This is a genomic window from Thalassotalea euphylliae, assembly GCF_003390335.1.
GTDB lineage: Bacteria > Pseudomonadota > Gammaproteobacteria > Enterobacterales > Alteromonadaceae > Thalassotalea_F > Thalassotalea_F euphylliae_B.
The window spans coordinates 2,279,081-2,297,960 of record NZ_QUOU01000001.1 but is presented as its reverse complement, the minus strand read 5'-3'; the positions used below and the strand labels follow the sequence as shown (position 1 = coordinate 2,297,960).

The window sequence follows — 18,880 nt, the reverse complement described above, 5'->3', positions numbered from 1 at the left end:
CTAGCAGACCAACTCATACATATCACTATCTTACAATTCTTGTTTATTCTCTTTGTGCTGATAAGGCACAAACGGGATACGTTTTAACAATAGCTTTAATGCTTGAATATAAATGCCAGTGACAACGTTAAGCGTCATTGCTGGAAACTTACGCCACACTTTCCCTAAATTACCATTCGTTAGCGGCAACCGTTTAAGTGCCAATGTTGCATCGAAAAGCTTTTCATTTTGAGGGGTTCGATTCTCAATATGAATCAGCGTCTTCGCTGCGCTTGAATTGGTCACCTCGTTTGCTTTATCGTGCGCACTACGGGTACAGCTACTGTTTTCTATCGTATTACTCTGCTGGTTTCTACTCGGTGCTATTACGCGCCAGTGATATGCCATGTTTAAGTCCATAAATGGCGAAACATGGAAATCTTTTTCCGAAGGCGCTATTTGCTTCATATCTACTAAGTAATAGTGACGCTTGTTCCAAGGCGTGTTACTCACCTCAACTAGCATGTATTGGCATTCGCCACTTTTACAGTACGCAAAATAAAAATTAGCCGGACTAAAATACAGCCCAAAACAGCGCACTTGCACCAGCATGGTGATGCTATTGATTAAGCCAGAGCCACCTAAACTGCTAATTTTGTTAACAATACGTTGTTTTAAGGTACCCGGTTCACCGCGTAAATAGTCTTGTTCGTTAAAACGCAGTGGCTTGTACCACTGGTTGCCAAGTAGGCTTGAATTAGCCTCGCCAGCTGATATTTCATCGACATCAAGCCCCAACATGTAAAGTGGGTAACTAAAGCTATGGGCCTTGGGAGAAAAGCGGCGATGACGGACACTACCCACAAACACCGCACTGCTTTGCTGCTCATAAAGATTATTGTTAATGCACTCTTTATGAGCACCCGCAACTCTCTTGCCAGAGTCAAAGTCATCAACCGAATTGCTTACCTGTGTAGAGTCACTTTCCAATGGAGAACTACTAGCCATATTGCTTGCTCAGTTGCTCGCTGGATTGCAACTCACAACCAAAGCGCTCTGCAACATCATTGGCACTGCGTACACCATCTTCGTGGAAGCCGTTATACCAGTAGGCACCAACAAAATGCGTGTTTCGCTGACCACAAATTAATGCACGCTTTTGCTGCGCAGCCATGGAAGTTAAGTTAAATACAGGGTGGTGATATTCAAACTTTTTAATAATGTGCTCAGGGTTAATATCCTCTTCTTGATTGAGTGTGACACAGTAAGTGTGTTTTGCGTTCAACCCTTGCAGAATATTCATGTTATAAGTCACACTCGCTGGGCGATTTCGATTAGTGGTTAATTGATAATTCCAACTCGCCCACGCTTTTTTGCGTTTCGGCAATAGTGCTTTATCTGTATGCAATACCACGCTGTTCGCTTGATAAGGAATGTCGCCAAGCACTTGTTTCTCTTCACTACTCGCATCACCTAGCAGTGCTAAGGCTTGATCTGAGTGACAAGCAAATACGACTTCGTCAAATACTTGCTCGCTGCCACTAGTAAAACGTAGCGTAACTGAGTTTTCTTGACGAGTGACAGCGATGAGCTCAGCATTCAATTGAATATCGTTCGCAAAACTCTTTGTCAGTGGTGCGATGTATTGCTTAGAGCCGCCTGGTATCACATACCATTGAGGACGGTCAGCAATATTGAGCAAGCCATGATTGTGGAAAAAACGAATAAAGAATTTGAGTTCAAATGCTTCCATTTCCGCAACCGAACTTGACCAAATTGCAGCCCCCATCGGTAATATGTAATGTTCACAGAAAAAACGGCTGTAATTATGCTCGTTGAGAAATTGCCCTAATGTTTGGCCGTTATCATCAAGCCCAGCGCCATGCAGAGCTTTACAATGGCGGTTAAACCTTAGAATCTCTGATATTAAGTGCCAAAAACGTGGTCTAACGATGTTGCGTCGTTGCGCAAACAAGGTGTTTAGGTTGTGACCATTGTATTCAAAGCCAGTTTGCAAGTTATGCACAGAGAAACTCATCTCTGTTTCTTGTCGGCCAACGCCAATTTCTTCGAGTAGCTGTAAAAACAGTGGATAGGTTTTGTTGTTAAAGACGATAAAGCCTGTGTCGATGGCGAGTTGTTCGCCTTGATAATCAATATCAATAGTGGCTGTGTGTCCACCAATGTAGTCATTTTGTTCAAACACTGTGACTTGATGCTTTTTCGACAATAAATAAGCGGATGTTAGGCCAGCGATCCCTGAACCAATTACTGCAATGCGCTTCACTACTTAATGCTCCCTGAGTGTGTATTCTGATGAGGTTGGTTGTTGTCGATAAGTTGTTTTCGTTCTTGAAACTTGGTGTAAACCGCCTTTCTGTTGAGTCCCGTCCAGACAAATGAAGGTAACCACGAAATAAATTTCAACAGATAAATAAATCGCTTTGGAAATTCAAGCTTAGCCTTTCGTTTATCTAACCCTATCGCGATACGATTTGCTGCGTCTGCCGCTGTCAGTAAGAACGGCATATCAAAATCGTTTTTATCCGTTAGTGGTGTTTTAATAAAACCCGGATGGATAAGCGATACGTCAATGTCATAAGGCTCAAGCTCTAAACGCATAGTATGAGCTAAATAATCAACACCAGCTTTTGAAGCGCCATAGGCCTGTGCCCGAGGAAAAGGCAAATTAGTGACGCTTGAACTCATTAGCGCCAGTTGGCCGCCCTTAGCTATTTTCGGAATAAGTGTAGAGATAAGGTGACCCATGGCAATTAAGTTGACGTGAATGACGCGCTCGAACAGTGCAGAATCAAAATGAAATGGATCATCAATGTATTCACAATCGCCAGCATTCAATATAGCAATATCAACGCTCGACAACGCGCCAATAGCCGCTTCGATTTCATCGCGCTTGGTAATATCAAACCGTGAGCATTCAAGCGTCCCTGCCAAGCTTTCGCTTTGCTTGGCAATCACTTGTAACTTGTCATCGCTGCGACCACAAGCAATAACGGTGTGACCAGCTTCAAGATACGTTGCTACTAGCGCTTCACCGATTCCGGACGTGGCACCAGTGATCAACACTCTCACGCGTTCGCCCTTTGCTTAATGAGCTTTACAACACTACCAAGTAGCGGCACATGTTCATATATCATCGCACCTAAATCTAAGTAGTCTCGATGATAAACAACTTTATCGCCGTAACCACGCAACTTTGAGTGGCCTTGCACAGTGACTAACTTGTTTTTATTGAGCTTTGGGTGACAGTACGCCATCGTCCAGTAGATCGCGGCATCTTCACCTTGATAAAGTACTTCATCAACGCGAAATGTGCAGCTGGTCAGATTGGTGTATAAACTCACAAAATAATCTTCAAGATTATCAAAACCTGAGATATGGTGCATTGGATCAATAAACACTACATCTTGAGCATAGATGTTACTGAGTAGGCCTAGGTTGTCTGTACCTAGCTGTTGATACGTATCAATAAATTGCTCTAACCAAAGCGGCAAATGATTTACTTTTATTGCGCCGACAAGTTCCATAAACGATAAACTCTATTAAAAAGTTAGTTAAAACAACTTAACTTATTGTATTACTTTACAAATGCTGCTTGTAAAAAGCTAGCGCCTTTTCTCTCGCTGCCTTATGTTCAACTATGGCAGGCCAATAATTAGCCTTGCCTGTCACTTTAATATACTCGTGGGGAAAATGAATATATTTATCTGGGATATCAGCGAGTTCTGGCAAATATTTACGGATGAACTTACCCTGAGGATCAAACTTCTCACTTTGTGTCATCGGGTTAAAAATGCGGAAATAAGGTTGCGCGTCACAGCCAGTGCCCGCAGACCACTGCCAACCGCCATTGTTTGCGGCAAAGTCGAGATCAATAAGCTTTTCGGTAAAGTACTGCTCTCCTGCACGCCAGTCGACTAGTAAGTGCTTTGTTAAGAAGCTTGCGACTATCATGCGCAGGCGATTATGCATCCAACCAGTTTGATTTAATTGTCGCATTGCGGCGTCAACGATGGGGTAACCCGTTTTGCCCTGTTGCCAAGCAGCTAAATACGTCTCGTTCGTCTGCCACGGAATTGCTGCATACTTTTCGTTAAATACATTCCCTTTGATTAAATGAGGAAAATGAAAGAGTAAATGGCGATAAAATTCTCGCCAAATAAGCTCGTTAAGCCAGCTAAAGGCTTGCGCTGACTGCTCTGAGAGCAGATCAGGATGGCGGGAGAGCAATAAGGTCAACAAATACTTGGGGCTAATGGCACCTATCGCCAAATACGGGGAAAGCCCTGAAGTTCCTTTTATAGACGGAATATCACGCTGATCTTGATAACGATCTAACTTATTTTCTAAGAAAGCGGGAATTAACGACTGTAAGACCTGATCAGCCAACGGCCATTTATTGGCACCCGCTGCAAATTTACCGGAATCAATTTCAATAGTATTTGAGATAGACCCGTTTTGCATCGCAAGGATATTTTCGTGAGTGCAAATACCAAAGCCATGTTGACGCAACCAACTTAGCCAAGCGCGTTTAAACGGCGTAAACACTTTAAACATTTGGCCTGATTGATTGAGTATTTGCCCTTTGGGTACAACGACATCACTTTCAAAGGCGATAAATTCTACGCCAGCATGGCTTAACGCTTCGTCGCGCTCCATTTCATTGAGCTCTAACTCTTTGTTTACGATGAGTTGACGATGCTGGTTGGTAAGTAGATAGGCTTTTTGATCGGCAAAGCTATCGGCCTCTACCAATGCAAGGGAAATACCTAGCTGCGCCAGTTGATGCTTGATCAGCAAGGCGTGGCGATAAATAAAGTCAATCTTGATGGCAGCTAAGTGGTGGGTTTGCCATTGTCTTGGCGAGATAAAGAAAATGGCGTCGGTGACGCCATTTTCTATTGCAAAGTTCAGTGCGGGATTGTCGGTAACACGTAAATCGTTACGAAACCATAACAACATAATAGGTTCTCTAATAATGTGACGACATGCTACAAGCTATATCGCAATTTCAGCTCCGCTGGATGCGGGGATAAGTAAAATTGTTTTTGTAAGTAAGCTTTGGGGAAGCGCATTAAATGGTGTTTGATCAAGGTTAATGGCACGAAAAGTGGCACTAAGCCTTTGCGGTATTCGTCAATATTGTCGCACAATTCTTGCTTTTCCATTGGGGACAATTCGTTTGAGAAGTATCCTTGAATATGTTGTAGCGTATTAGAATGCTTCTTCCTTGTTGCCTTGATCTTCAATGCGCCCATCAGCCCGTGAATATAGCGTTCAGCCATCTCTTCCACATCTAAATCAGCGCGCGCAAGTAGCTGTCCCAGTTCTTTATAAGCGATTAAATCGTGGCTCATTACTGTGTATTTAAACTGTGTGTGAAAGTCCATCAGTTTATGTTTGGTAATGCCCTCTTGGCAGAGCGATTGCCACATGCGATAAGCGTACACACGCGCGACAAAATTCTCTCGGATAACCGCGTCATTCAATCGGCCATTTTCTTCACAGGGTAGCAATGGGTTAGCTTTCATTACCTCTGCAGCAAATACTCCAACACCAGTGGATACTGAACCTTTCCCCGCTTCGTCATAAACCTTAACGCGTTCCATGCCACAACTGGGGCTCTTGGCACAGAAAATAAAGCCGCTAAAGTTGTTCGCAATTTTACCAATTTTTTTACCGTATTCAGCAAGTGCTTCTGTTACATCACCGCTGCCATCAGGCCTAGACACATGTATGACGTCATTTTTACTGATTTGACGAATGGTAGGACGCGGCACGGGCAAACCAATTGCCACTTCGGGACATACTGGCTGGTAGGTGACGTACTCACCTAACTCTTTGATACAAAAATGAGAAGGTTTTGAGCTGGCATCGAAACGTACATTCTCACCATGTACGCAAGCACTTATACCGATTGTGATCTTATCCATGCTCGCAAGTTGTTGTTTATTCATAGGTAATGTATCTCCCTAGTAAATCAAGCTGCCGATTGGGTTCAGTAACTTGTTAAGACCTTGCGTGAAGTGCTGGGCATCGTTTGCCACGGTATAACACAAACATCCGTCTTCGGTGATTGGACTGTGGGTTTTGGTACCGTCTAGCATAATAAAATCGCCAGGCCCGTATTCGCCCATATCATCTTTGAAATGCCCCTCAAGCAGTAGCGTTAGTTCAAAGCCTTTGTGGGTGTGCTCTGGCACAGATCCGCCAGGTTGAATTTGCAGTAAACTGGCACGTATTGGTTCTTCGTCTAGCGCTAGTCTGGCACGAGCGAGATTTCCTATACTCGTCCATTTACCCATAGCAAGATTGGTCAACGCTCTTGGCAGCTTGTATTTTGTACCCTGAACCGAAATAGATTCTTCACGAGACTCTACCGCAAGTTCTATCTCGTCATTGGCTGTTATAGCACTTATCATGGCTTCCATAGCATCTTCACTGGCAGAGACCATGCTGATATCCGAACCTTCATGGTAACTTACATCCTTCGCACTCGCTGTTTTCAATGTAGCGACTGTACCTACTGATTCAAACGCCAGTTCAGCTTGCTCTTCTGTGAGTGCCTCGCATTTGGCTTTGCACTTGGGACACATGTCAACGTGAACAGCGATTGCGGCGGCAATGGAAGCGGGTAATTCACCTTCAACGAATTTACCCAACATAGTAACGTCTGGGTGATGCTTAATCATTTTTGTCTCCGATGTGCTGTTTCAGTTTAGCTAAGGCAAGTCTTAACCGAGACTTTACTGTACCGAGTGGAATGTCTAGATGAACAGCTAGCTGCTCTTGTGACATCTCCATAAAGTAAAAACCTTTGATCACGCTTTGCTGGTTTTCTGGCAGCTTATCGATACAAGCAAGCACCTCTTTGGACGCTAAATGATCAGAAAAACCGCTTTTTTCATCGTCTGCCGCAATTCCCTCGACCATTGGCCAGAAATCATCACTCAGGTTATCTTCTTTCTTGGCTTTTATCTTACGCAGCAGGTCGAATGTAACATTACGCATTACCGTGTAAACCCATGTGGTTGGGGAACCCTTACTAGTATCGAACAGATGTGCCTTGCGCCACACGTTCGTCATGGTCTCCTGCACGACTTCAGAGGCAAGTACTTCATTACCGTACTTACTGGCAGCGATTCGTTGGATTTTTGGTGCGAAGAATTTGAATAGCTCAGTAAATGATTGTCTATCTCGGCGCTTGGCGACATCGACTAAGTACTGGGCTAGTGCTTGGTGTTCTATTGACTCGTTCATCTGTATAGCTTTAGCGCGTGGTTTAGCGCTTTGCAACAGCGAGTTGGTACTTTGACCCATATTTTTGTTCCAAGACAATGATTACTATTTTTTCCTACGTCATTTAGACGCACAAAGATCAATTACATCACGAAGATGTTTCATTCACAAATATGGTATTTAAAAAATCGATAGCCTCAGTAAAACTGGTATCTTGCGAGAAGTGTTGCTTATCCGAGAACTCTATCGGTAGTAACTCAAGCCAGCGAGCACAAACCCAATTGTCATCATCGAACGCTGGACTTGGGTAAAGTCTCTGCAATGCAATATGGTTATCAAACAAGCGTTCTAGCTGAGTTTTTAGCAACATGCAATGTTGGTGATCGTGTGCTTGCCCAGTTTGCCAGTGAGGTTTTGGCGAAATAGTAGCGACATATAATTTATCCGCTTGCTGGTGTACATCTTTGATGGTCACTAGTGATTTGCACTGCACCGTGATCATTAACATGCCATCGTCACCGCTATCAAAGTCAACGATATCTACCCAGCTTCCCCAGTCGCTTAATCTGGTTTTTTGATTTACCCGATACTTGCTAGAGTCGCTCTCTTGCAACGTGTGTACAATAACGAACCCTTGCGTTTTTTGACTATTCTTTACCATATTCAGGTAACGCTGCTCAAAAATACGCAGCTGGGTAATGCCATTCGGCAGTAGGTAAACAGGCAAAGGAAAAATCGGTACTATCATTTTAATTCACAAAATATTCTCTTGTGCTTTATTACGCATAGAGCTAACCAATTGATCAGCACTTGCACCGATGTCGTTACGGTTTACTGAGTAAAAGCAAGGCTAAGCTCAATGACGGATAAAAAAATCGGGACAAATGCCCCGACTTTTCAGCAACGTAGACAGCCTAAGCGTTAATCTGTGATAACAGTGTCAAGCACGTGAATAACGCCGTTTGTCGTGTAGATATCTTTGACGATAACATTACTACCATTAATTTGTAGTGTGGTTTGATTTTGCTCTGCCAAGAACCATACACTACCAAGCCCTTGTCCAGTTGTATCGCCAGGCGCTGAATCACCAATGTAGAAGTACAATGGACGCCCTAAAAAGCTCGCCTGCATAGTTCCGTCATTACGCATTACCGTGCCAACTCCCGGAATATCTGAAACCGAACCGTCGGCCACAATAACAGGCGGCCAATTAGTCGCACAGTCGCCATTACAGTTACTACCTGCACTGCCTAAGTCATTATTAAATACGTAAAGTGACATGCCAGCCATTCCTGTGCCCATACCACCCACTAGGCGCTGATTAACTGCGTCATAAGCGATTTCCTCGCTTGCGCCGTCCGCAAAACTGGCATAGTTAACTAGTTTTACTGCGACATTGTCGCCACCAGCAGTTGCCACCATAGCGCCGTTTGCAGCAAATGCGTCAACGGAGCCAATTTCTGCTGGAACAACATGTTTTAATAAAACAGCACTTAGCGCGGCGGTATCACCTAATAGCGTAGACAGAGCACCAGATTCAATTTTGGCAAACGCATCATTGGTGGGCGCAAAAACCGTAAATGTTGCATTCTCGTCAGCCAGCGTATTAACCAGATTAGCAGCGGTTAATGCAGCAACGAGCGTCGAGAAGTTAGCGTCAGCAACGGCTACGTCAACAATTGACTGGGTTGGCTCGCCGCGCATGGCAGGTGGTAAAATAACCGAGTCAATCACATGAATGACACCATTGCTCGCCATAACATCGGCAGCGCTCACCACACTGTCGTTAATAAATAGATCTGAACCAGAAATCGATAATGCCGCCATATCATCGTTGGCCATAGTGACTTTTTTATCAGCAGATTGGGCAACAGTAAGCGCCGCATCGCGTTTTATTTCATTACCTGAAATGACGTGATACAGCAGAATATTGGATAATGTGTCTGGGTCAGCCAGTAACGCTGTGATAGTCGCATCACCAAGCTTGGCAAATGCTGCGTCAGTTGGCGCAAAGACGGTAAAATCCGTTGCGGTATCGGCCAACACCGTATCTAAACCTGTGGCTTGTAGCGCCGCAACCAAAGTTGTAAATGATCCTGCACCAACGGCTACATCAACAATTGATCCCGGTGGCTCTGGTACGTCAACACCACCCACTATCACCGCATCAATCACATGAATAATGCCGTTCGTTGTGTAAATATCTTTCATCACAACGTTTGCACCACCAACGGTCAGCATATCTGTATCAGGGTTGATAACAATATCTACCATAGCACCAGAGGCGGTTGTTGCCGCTTGTCCATTTAACGTAAATGCAGTAATTGAATCGACACTGCCGGAGACTACATGTTGTAGCAAAATACTCTCAAGCACATCTGGATTGGCCAGTAACGTGGCTATGACTTGATCACCTAAGATGGCGAATGCATCGTCCGTTGGTGCAAATACCGTAAAGCTGGTGCTTTCGTCTGCTAAGGTAGCATCCAACCCGGTGGCTTGAAGCGCAGTGACTAAGGTCGTAAACGAGCCAGCCGCCACCGCAGTATCAACGATGTTCGCTGTCGGTGTGCCAGGCTCATTGGGAGGAGTCAGTACCGCATCAATAACATGGATAATGCCGTTATCGGTCATTATATCGGTTGCGGTAACTGTTGAGGTATTGATTAATAAGTTGTCGCCGCTTAATGACAAGCCAACTTCGTCACCATTTACCATTGCCACTTTCATGCCTGCACTGGCGATTGCCGCAGCCGCATCAACTTCGCTCGCAATGACGTGATAAGTTAGTATATCTGACAAGGTATCTGTATCTGCCAATAGTGCATCGATAGTGTCTTGACCTAACAATGCAAAGGCATCATCAGTTGGCGCGAAAACCGTAAAAGTCCCACTTGCATCATCAAGTGTTTGATCTAAACCTGTTGCCTGCAGTGCAGCAACTAAAGTCGTAAAATTACCATCAGCAACCGCGACATCGACGACTGTATTTGGCTCTGCGGCGGGAGGTTCGGGAATAACAACGTTCGGACGATCGTCATCGTCGTCATGACACCCTTGTAAAAATAGTATGCTGGCGAATGCCGTAAATAATAAAGTTGACGCTTTCAATGTTATGCCCTCGTTTTTATTAGTGACGTCAAAGTTACGACCTTGGCTTAACAATAGATTACTTTTTATTCGTTTTTCCGTATGTTTTTTCTATGTTTTTCAATGAGATAAAAGAATTGGACGAAGAAAAGCCTTAGACCTTGCATCCAAGCATAAAATTTCCGTTCTACTGCCTTGATTAGCTTACTATTTAAGGTTGGCAACCTCTGATTGGTTGTTGCTTATCGAAAAACAAGGTGAGCTCCGCTACCTCGATGCCAAATTTTTTCATTGAAGTACGGTTAAATACTCGCGATTGGTCAACTTGGTACATCCAATCATCTAAAAAAAACTCGTACGCTTTACCGTCAATTTCAAGCTGCAAGTTGTATTGCCATTGAAAGGCGAAACCTTGGGTCAACCCCGTTGCCGAGCCAGTAACGTCTTCAGCGGTTCCTTGATAATTGTCACCAGTTTTTGTTAGGTGCCATGTGCGATAGCTTTTCTCACCGTCATCAAAGTAGAAGGTTTCCACTAACGTCCCGTTATTGCCTTCCCAGCTACCATCGATTTCTACACAAAATCGGCGCGTCACTTTGTCTGTGTAATCTTGCACTAGGCCCCATGCGGTAACTTCACCATCGAAGTACCTATCTAACTCAAACTTTGGCTGGCTATTGTCATAGTCTTGAATTTGGTGACCACAGGCGGATAGCAACACACCGGACGCTATTGCCAAAAGATTAATACCTATTTTTGTTTTCAATGAAACTTTCCTTAAATGCAAAACTTATCACTTGAATCCATTGCTTGACCCTTTTATCGAAGCTTAATGCTCAAACTAAATGCCAGACTAAGTTATTCCAGCTTAGCTAGTACAAGGCTCGTTATTGCAATGGTTGTTGTATTGCTTACCTGAACCTTGCTATCTCTTCCCAAGTAGCTTTTTGCGCAGCTTAGGTTGACTGGTTTGTGGCGATAACCAGATATTGACAAACATCTCACTAAATTCAGGACTATCTATTTGCCCTTGAAGTTTCTGGTTAAAATAAAAAGCGGTTGAAGTACCGTTGAACCACATCGCAAGCTGATCGCCTTTGTTAATGTTTGGCCATAGCTGTTCTAGCTGCTCTAGATAAGGTGCGTAAGCGTTTTCTGGTACGCCAATGTGTTGCCACTGCTCAACAGTGCGCTCAATCAAGTCTGCTTTTGAAATCTCTCGCAGATAAGTAATCTCAAATAAATAGGCGTTTTGTGCTTGATAATCGCCACTCGCTGAAAATAAAGCACTATCGTAAATGTCCCAAAATAACACGCTAAACTTTGCCTTCCCGACAAGCATTAGCTGATTTTTAACGTTATTCAGCTCTGCTGGCACATTATCGGTAGTTGATGGCTTAGCATTTAAAAGCATGGGTGAAATCCCTATCAGTAGTACGAAAAAAAGGTTACGCATAACCAACATTTTCCCTTTTGGTTAGAGAAATTAAATATGGCAGTAACAACAGCCAAACAATTGAGATAGTGGCGATAGTTGTTATGTAAGAGTAAGAAAAGTCTACGGCGTTTAGACGCTCACCGGCGATATAGCTCATCGGTACAACAAAAGCGCCAATGCAACGGCTAACGGTAACGCTTTTGCACACGAGTGTGATGCTATGATTGAGCGTTGCAGCAAAAGCTGCCCATAGCACAACCAGCCATGGCGGTATAATCAATTGCTCTTGGCCAAAATCGAAAACACCGGCGTGCATCAAGCTAGAGTCAATGATTAAACCAATCACGGTGACTTGAAAAATCAGTTGAAGTTCGTCTTTTGGCTTATCGCACTGTCTTATGTGCCAAATAAGCCACAACGCAACCACAGGAATAAAGGCGTTGCCCCAAAATATTAGGCCAAACCAGCACAGGTTGAAGAGAATTGCGTTGAGTATCATAAGCAAAAGAGTCAATTAAGTTAGTCTTGCTTACGCAGTAAATTAAGATAGGGATTAATTGTCCTGACTCAGGCTCAAGTCAGTTGCAGTTTTCGTTCAGTTTAAAATAGTGATAAAAGAAAAATGAAAAGCTGCTTTTGGCGGTTTCAGTTAACAGTCATTAAATAAAAAAAGTCCGTTTGTTCAGCAGTACGCTTTGCGGGTCAAACCGCTGAACAAACCCAATTAATCAAGATAATTCAAACTAGCCAAAGCTAATTTAACTAACGCAAATCAGCATACAATAGCTTTGTGCTAAATAATTGCACAGATTAGCTTTTCAGGCTGTTGCTATTAGTCCATATCATCAATAGCGATACCAACTAGGTATAAGTCTGTTGACTCTTCCTCAAGGCGAACGACTTTGCCTTTCACATCTAGCGCCTGCACGGCAGCATTTGCTGATTCAATTTTAGCTTTTATGCGAGTGCCCATTTCAAGCGGGTGGCTCATTTCTATTGCCATACCGGTTGCGCTTAAATCACGACACGTAGCAACAAATTCACTGTTAATTTCGTCATCAATGATAGTGACCTTTACTTCACTGTTAAGTAGCATGCGATAAAAATTACGCTTATCGTCAAAATTAACCATTGGTTCTCCCTTATATTCGAAATATTTCGTGTTATTTTTCGAAGTTGCAGTTTAGTTATACTTGTTAATGATAATAGCTGTCAATTTAGCTATTGTCAGATTCGATTGTTTTCAGGTAATTTTGTATCCGCTTTACTGAAATTGGGTACGCCGTACCTAAGTTTTGTGCAAATAAACTAACACGCAACTCTTCAATCATCCAACGACAATCAATAAAGCTGGGTGCCAGTGGCAAATCTTTGCGCTGCTTGGCAATAAGCGATGTCAATTCACTTGACACTTTATCGACCTCTAACATTTTCAGGCGATCTTGGTTAGGATCGATCGGCATTTTTTCTAACCGGCGCAAAATACCATTTAAGTAGCGAATTAAGTCATCCAGTTTATCAATACCTGAGCGAGTAACAAAGCCCTTAAAGACTAACTTATCGAGTTGGTCTTTAATGTCGCCGTGGTTTTGGATCATATTCAAGGGAACAGAGCCTTTGAGCTTTTTACGTATATCGTGGTGCAAGTTCAGTGCTTGTTCGAGCTTGATAGCGGCACTTAGCACATGATCGGCAATTTCTGCCCGTACAAGATCTCTTAGTTTGCTAAAGTTTTCCGGCGAACGAGGGATGGCGTGCTGTTTAACTAAATACAGCGCAGTCGCTTCTATACAGTCTTGTAAAAGCTCGGCAATCGAGCCAAACGGGTTAAAATACAAGCCCAATTTGGCTTTGTTAGGCAGTTTTTCCTGCAAGTATTTTATCGGTGATGGAATGTTGAGCAACACTAAACGCGTTAACCCCAACAGCATGGCTTGCTCAGCCGTTGATTCTTGCTCAAACAGTTCAATCGCTACCGACGATTTTTTATCAACCAAAGCGGGAAATGCCTTGACCGTAATATTGGCCATTTTCTTTTCGTAGCGATTCGGTAATTCGCCGAAACTCCATTCGGTTAATGACGATTGCTCTATGCCCTGCTCTGCAACTTGTTTAATGGTTGACTTAACTTTGCCCTGCAGTGCTTGTTGCAGTTCAACGAGATCACGCCCTTGTTTGATCAGTTTGCCTTTTTCGCTCACCACCTTGAAATTCATGGTCAGATGTATCGGCAATTCGACACTATCCCATACGTCTTGAGCTAGCCTTACGCCTGTCATTCGCAACAGTTGTTTGGCCAGTGAATCAGTAAAACTGAGCTGTTGCTTAGGCATATTTGCGTCCATATTCGCCAAGCTCGCTTGCGCATAATTTGGCGCGGGGACAAAGTTGCGGCGCTGTGTTTTAGGTAGCGCTTTGATCAACGCAATCGCCAACTCTTCACGCAGTGCAGGAATTAACCAGTCAAAACCAACAGCCTGAACTTGGTTAAGAATACCAATAGGAATATGTACAGAAATGCCATCATCCTCGTCACCCGGTGAAAAGTGATAAGTTAATGGCATGATCAAATTGCCTTGCTGCCAAACATCTGGATATTGCGTTTTTGAAACTTTTGTTTCGTCTTCTTGTAACAGAAATGCTTTGGTAAAACTTAATAACTTAGCGTTCTCGCGCTCCGCCTTTTTCCACCAAGACAAAAAGCTGCGCTGACAAATAACCGTTTCAGGAATACGTGCTTGGTAAAATTCGAACATTAACTGTTCATCAACCAAAAAGCCTTTGGTACGCGCTTTTTGCTCTAGGGTTTCAATCTCTGCGACCAGCTTTTGATTTTCTGCCAAAAATTTCGCTTTTATCGTGCTATCACCATTGACCAGTGCTTCGCGAATAAAAATTTCGTGGCAAGTGTCTGGTTCAATTTGGTTAAATACCACTTTGCGCTTTGGCACAATTACTAAACCGTAGAGCGATACTTGCTCGTAAGCCATGACTGCACCTTGTTTTTTCTCCCAATGTGGTTCGCTGTAGCTGCGTTTAACAAGGTGGCTCGCCATCGGCTCAAGCCAATGGGGATCGATTTTAGCGACCATACGCCCAAACAAGCGACTGGTTTCGACAAGCTCGGCGGCCATTAACCACTTAGGTGGCTTCTTCGACAAGGGTGAGCCGGGAAAGATGTAAAATTTACTGCCTCTGGCGCCTTTAAATTCGCGATTCTCATCAAGCTGACCAATATGGCTCAGTAAACCCGATAAAAGTGCTTGATGAACCACCGCCATTTGGCTTTCGTCCTCTTCATCAATACTGGTCATCGGAATTTTCATCTCGCTTGTGGTTTGTTTAAGCTGGGCAATAATGTCTTGCCATTCACGAATGCGGATATAAGAAAGGTATTCTTTTTGACACAGCTTTCTGAACTGGTTATTCGACAGTGCCTGTTGCTGTGCTTGCACATAACGCCACAGGTTCAGCAGCGATTTATAATCTGACTGTTTGTCTTTAAAGCGACTGTGTTTTTCATCTGCTGCTTGCTGCTTTTCGTGCGGTCGCTCGCGCGGGTCTTGAATGCTTAGCGCACTGACAATCACAAAGACTTGCTCTAAACAACCAAGGTCGATACCCGTTAACACCATTTTGGCTAAACGCGGGTCGATAGGAAAACGGGCTAATTGTTGGCCTGTTTGGGTGAGTTTACGCTGGCTCTCGCCTCTAGGTGCTGGCGAAATGGCGGCGAGCTCTTCAAGCAAGCGCACGCCATCATTGATATTGCGATTATCGGGTGCTTGTACAAATGGAAAATCCTGAATATCACCGAGGTCTAACGACAACATTTGCAAGATAACCATGGCAAGGTTTGTGCGCAGAATTTCCGGGTCGGTAAACTCATCGCGCGACAGGAAGTCATCTTCCGAGTAAAGGCGAATACAAACACCGGCTGAGACACGACCACAGCGCCCTGCTCGCTGATTCGCACTCGCTTGTGAAATCGGCTCTATGGGTAAACGCTGCACTTTTGTGCGGTAACTGTAGCGAGAAATACGCGCAGTACCCGGATCAATGACATATTTAATGCCGGGTACGGTTAAACTGGTTTCGGCAACGTTGGTGGCCAGTACAATGTTGCGACCGGCATGTGATTGAAAAATCTTATTTTGCTCTGCAACGGTTAATCGCGCATAGAGCGGTAAAACATTGGTATTGCGATAATTTTCGCGTTCAAGTGCAGCGGCGGTATCGCGAATTTCCCGTTCACCATTTAAAAATATCAAAATGTCGCCATTGCTGAGGCGGGACACTTCTTCAACGGCGTCTATGATGCCAGCGATCACATCAATGGAATCTTCACCGCGCACTAGAGGACGATAACGCATTTCAACCGGATAAGTTCGACCCGAAACGCTAATGATCGGCGCATTGTTAAAATGTTGAGAAAATCGTTCAGGATCGATGGTTGCAGACGTGATAATCACTTTTAAATCTGGGCGTTTAGGGAGAATCTGCTTCAAGTAACCCAAGATAAAATCAATGTTCAGACTGCGCTCGTGCGCTTCATCAATGATGATGGTGTCGTACTGACGCAATAAGCGGTCTTGCTGCATTTCTGCCAGTAAAATACCGTCAGTCATCAACTTAACATAGCTATTTTCGCTTACTTGATCATTAAATCGCACTTTATAACCAATAGCTTGACCAAGGGGCGAACCCACTTCTTCAGCGATGCGATTGGCCACCGTGCGAGCAGCAATTCTTCGAGGCTGTGTATGACCAATAATGCCTTCGATACCACGCCCCAACGCCATACAGATTTTAGGAATTTGCGTGGTTTTACCAGAGCCCGTTTCACCCGCGATGATTACCACTTGGTTATTTTCAATCGCTTGCGCAATCTCTTCAACTGACTCAGATACAGGCAAACCTGCAGCGTAGGTAATTTGCGGCTTATTGGCGATCTTCGCTTGTTTACTAGCGATTGATTTTTCTATCGCATAAGCAATATTTTCCAGTGCTTTATTGCGTTTTTTTGTGTCTTTAATTTTTTTAGTGCCAAAGATACGTTTTTTTAGGCGACCTTTGTCGGCGAGTTTAACGAATGCTAATTGCGAAAGCAGTTGGGGAAATAATGGATTGTCGTTGGTCATTAATCTGAGTTGCTGAGTATAACGTTATCGGGTGCTATGGATTACCGATGTACGATTTTGCTATGTTTAATTGGTTTAAAATGTTTACTGTGGCTTGAGGCGAGTAAGCAGCTAACTACACTGGCTGACACTCTAAATCTTTGAAAAGCACACTGTGTGCGAGCGATATTATCAAAGTACAACCAATACGACCAAAGGATTATGAAAATTACTTGTTATTTGACGGTTTCTGATGGCTTCTGGTGGTTTCTGATAATTTCGCCGCTCGGCAACCCATTCAGTTTATTGGTCACAAGCTATCAAAAACGGGAACCTAGTTCCCGCTTAGTGATGTCGCTTAGTGATGTCGCTTAGCGTTGCCACTTGCTCTTCTTGAGTCGGTGATTTGTCTTTAAGTTATGATGCGGCGTAAATAACGCGTAAATGGCGATCAACCGCTTGTAGCACGTCGTTTCGACTGATCGTTCCTAAAAGCATGCCGTCATCGTCAACAACCGGATAAATTTTCGGCTTGTCGTCGAGCATTTGCCTAGCGACATCAACAATACTGTCGTATGGCTTCACAGAAAGTACATTACACTGCATGATATCGGCAACATTGGCAATATGCTCGCGATGGTAGCTCGACGCCAGCATATTTTTCAGTAAATCACTTTCAGACAAATAGCCAATGAGCTTTTTGGTCGTGTCTACTACTGGCCCACCAAGCTGTTTTGTTTTTAACAAACGAAACGACGCTTCTTCGATCACCATTTCTGGTGCAAATGTAACAGGGTAATGGTTCATAAACTCTTTTACTTGAATACTCTCCATAACATCCAACCTTATTGTTTTATATATTGTTTAATTTGTTTTTTTAGTTACTTTAGCGCACACCTTAACTTTAGACATAAAAACTCAAGATTTCATACCATTATCAGCAGATTTTTATTCATTTTTGAAAATAGCCACATGCGCTTGCTGCCCCGCTTTTCTGCTCGCTCGGTACATTCCTTTACTATTAAACGGCATGACAATGTTTCCCTTTGCATCAATAGCGATAACACCACCATCGCCACCTGCTTTGACAAGTACTTGGTTAACCACAGTTTCAGCTGCGTTTGATAAACTGGCACCTTGATATTGCACGCGCGCGCAAATGTCGGCAGCAACGTGATAACGAATAAAATATTCACCATGCCCTGTTGCTGACACCGCACAGCTCTTGTTATTGGCATATGTGCCTGCACCGATAATGGGGGAATCACCGATGCGACCAAAGCGCTTGGCGGTCATTCCTCCCGTACTAGTGCCAGCAACGAGATCACCATATTTATCAAGTGCAACGGCGCCAACCGTGCCAAATTTAAACTCTGGAGCCAAGGTTTGATGCGCCGCTTGGAAGTCATTAAGGGCTCGCTGTTTTTCGGCTAATTTACGTTTAGCCCTTTTGAGCGCTTGATATCTGTGCTCCGTATCAAAGTAGTTATTATCAACTAAAGCTAACTGCTGATTTTTAGCAAACTGCTCTGCGCCCTCACCCGATAACATGACATGGACAGACTTTTCCATCACCGCTTCAGCCAACGCTATCGGGCTCTTTACGATTTTCACCCCTGAGACGGCACCTGCATTTAGGGTTTTACCATGCATAATAGAGGCATCTAGCTCATGCGTTTCATCAAAGGTATAAACCGCGCCTTTACCTGCGTTAAATAATGGCGAGTCTTCAAGTATTTGAATTGCCGCAATCACTGCCACTTGGCTGGTTTTTCCTTGCGCTAATAATTGATAACCTCGATTGACGGCTTCCAGCAGTTTGGCTTCATATTGGCTGCGCTTTTCAGGCGTCATTTTCGCTTTATCTATGGTGCCTGCTCCGCCATGAATGGCAATCGCGATGTTTGTCGTTTTGTCAGCAGCAGTAGCTGGCGCACTTGCCAATGCAGTTAGCGTAGCAGCTAGCGATACAGTGAACAGCCCGGTAATCAGT

At 43.8% G+C, this 18,880-nt stretch carries 17 protein-coding genes; all 17 read right to left on the bottom strand.

What is annotated here, in order from left to right; translation table 11 throughout:
- Positions 1 to 30: 30 nt before the first annotated feature.
- The 17 genes from DXX93_RS10085 to DXX93_RS10005 all read right to left on the bottom strand — a co-directional run bounded on the left by DXX93_RS10085 (position 31) and on the right by DXX93_RS10005 (position 18,867).
- Positions 31 to 987 carry a DUF1365 domain-containing protein gene (locus DXX93_RS10085; RefSeq protein ID WP_116007987.1) on the bottom strand — a complete coding sequence of 319 codons (957 nt, stop codon included), beginning with the start codon at positions 985 to 987 and terminating at the stop codon, positions 31 to 33.
- Entirely contained in the window at positions 980 to 2,266 is a 1,287-nt protein-coding gene (locus DXX93_RS10080) for an NAD(P)/FAD-dependent oxidoreductase (RefSeq protein WP_116007986.1), read from the bottom strand. Before DXX93_RS10080 ends, DXX93_RS10085 begins: the two co-directional genes overlap by 8 nt.
- A complete protein-coding gene (locus DXX93_RS10075; protein WP_116007985.1) occupies positions 2,266 to 3,072 on the bottom strand; it encodes an SDR family NAD(P)-dependent oxidoreductase in 807 nt (268 codons plus the stop codon). The genes DXX93_RS10080 and DXX93_RS10075 overlap by 1 nt, the downstream gene beginning before the upstream one ends.
- Entirely contained in the window at positions 3,069 to 3,527 is a 459-nt protein-coding gene (locus DXX93_RS10070; RefSeq protein WP_116007984.1) for a nuclear transport factor 2 family protein, read from the bottom strand. Before DXX93_RS10070 ends, DXX93_RS10075 begins: the two co-directional genes overlap by 4 nt.
- Positions 3,528 to 3,582: 55 nt before the next feature.
- Positions 3,583 to 4,962, bottom strand: coding sequence for a cryptochrome/photolyase family protein (locus DXX93_RS10065; protein WP_116007983.1), 1,380 nt, complete (start codon positions 4,960 to 4,962; stop codon positions 3,583 to 3,585).
- 29 nt (positions 4,963 to 4,991) lie between these two features.
- Positions 4,992 to 5,957: a YbgA family protein gene (locus DXX93_RS10060; protein ID WP_258872647.1), complete on the bottom strand. Its 966-nt coding sequence runs from the start codon at positions 5,955 to 5,957 to the stop codon at positions 4,992 to 4,994.
- 15 nt (positions 5,958 to 5,972) lie between these two features.
- Entirely contained in the window at positions 5,973 to 6,692 is a 720-nt protein-coding gene (locus DXX93_RS10055) for a ChrR family anti-sigma-E factor (protein WP_116007982.1), read from the bottom strand.
- Positions 6,685 to 7,260: a sigma-70 family RNA polymerase sigma factor gene (locus DXX93_RS10050; RefSeq protein ID WP_258872646.1), complete on the bottom strand. Its 576-nt coding sequence runs from the start codon at positions 7,258 to 7,260 to the stop codon at positions 6,685 to 6,687. Before DXX93_RS10050 ends, DXX93_RS10055 begins: the two co-directional genes overlap by 8 nt.
- A gap of 127 nt (positions 7,261 to 7,387) precedes the next feature.
- A complete protein-coding gene (locus tag DXX93_RS10045) occupies positions 7,388 to 7,987 on the bottom strand; it encodes an LON peptidase substrate-binding domain-containing protein (RefSeq protein WP_116007980.1) in 600 nt (199 codons plus the stop codon).
- A 173-nt stretch (positions 7,988 to 8,160) separates the two neighbouring features.
- Positions 8,161 to 10,350 (bottom strand): fasciclin domain-containing protein, encoded by a 2,190-nt coding sequence (locus DXX93_RS10040; RefSeq protein WP_116009910.1) that lies wholly within the window; start codon positions 10,348 to 10,350, stop codon positions 8,161 to 8,163.
- A gap of 190 nt (positions 10,351 to 10,540) precedes the next feature.
- Positions 10,541 to 11,095 carry a DUF3833 domain-containing protein gene (locus tag DXX93_RS10035; RefSeq protein ID WP_258872645.1) on the bottom strand — a complete coding sequence of 185 codons (555 nt, stop codon included), beginning with the start codon at positions 11,093 to 11,095 and terminating at the stop codon, positions 10,541 to 10,543.
- Between the two features lie 159 nt (positions 11,096 to 11,254).
- Positions 11,255 to 11,785, bottom strand: coding sequence for a chalcone isomerase family protein (locus DXX93_RS10030; RefSeq protein ID WP_181902193.1), 531 nt, complete (start codon positions 11,783 to 11,785; stop codon positions 11,255 to 11,257).
- Positions 11,778 to 12,281, bottom strand: a complete 504-nt coding sequence (locus tag DXX93_RS10025; RefSeq protein ID WP_147302673.1) for a DUF2878 domain-containing protein — start codon at positions 12,279 to 12,281, stop codon at positions 11,778 to 11,780. Before DXX93_RS10025 ends, DXX93_RS10030 begins: the two co-directional genes overlap by 8 nt.
- A 318-nt stretch (positions 12,282 to 12,599) precedes the next feature.
- Positions 12,600 to 12,899, bottom strand: a complete 300-nt coding sequence (locus DXX93_RS10020; RefSeq protein WP_116007977.1) for a PilZ domain-containing protein — start codon at positions 12,897 to 12,899, stop codon at positions 12,600 to 12,602.
- 85 nt (positions 12,900 to 12,984) lie between these two features.
- Complete coding sequence (gene hrpA, locus DXX93_RS10015) at positions 12,985 to 16,908, bottom strand: ATP-dependent RNA helicase HrpA (protein WP_116007976.1); 3,924 nt, start codon at positions 16,906 to 16,908, stop codon at positions 12,985 to 12,987.
- 396 nt (positions 16,909 to 17,304) lie between these two features.
- Positions 17,305 to 17,721, bottom strand: a complete 417-nt coding sequence (locus DXX93_RS10010) for a CBS domain-containing protein (protein ID WP_116007975.1) — start codon at positions 17,719 to 17,721, stop codon at positions 17,305 to 17,307.
- Between the two features lie 114 nt (positions 17,722 to 17,835).
- Entirely contained in the window at positions 17,836 to 18,867 is a 1,032-nt protein-coding gene (locus tag DXX93_RS10005; RefSeq protein WP_116009908.1) for an isoaspartyl peptidase/L-asparaginase family protein, read from the bottom strand.
- Between the last annotated feature and the right edge of the window lie 13 nt (positions 18,868 to 18,880).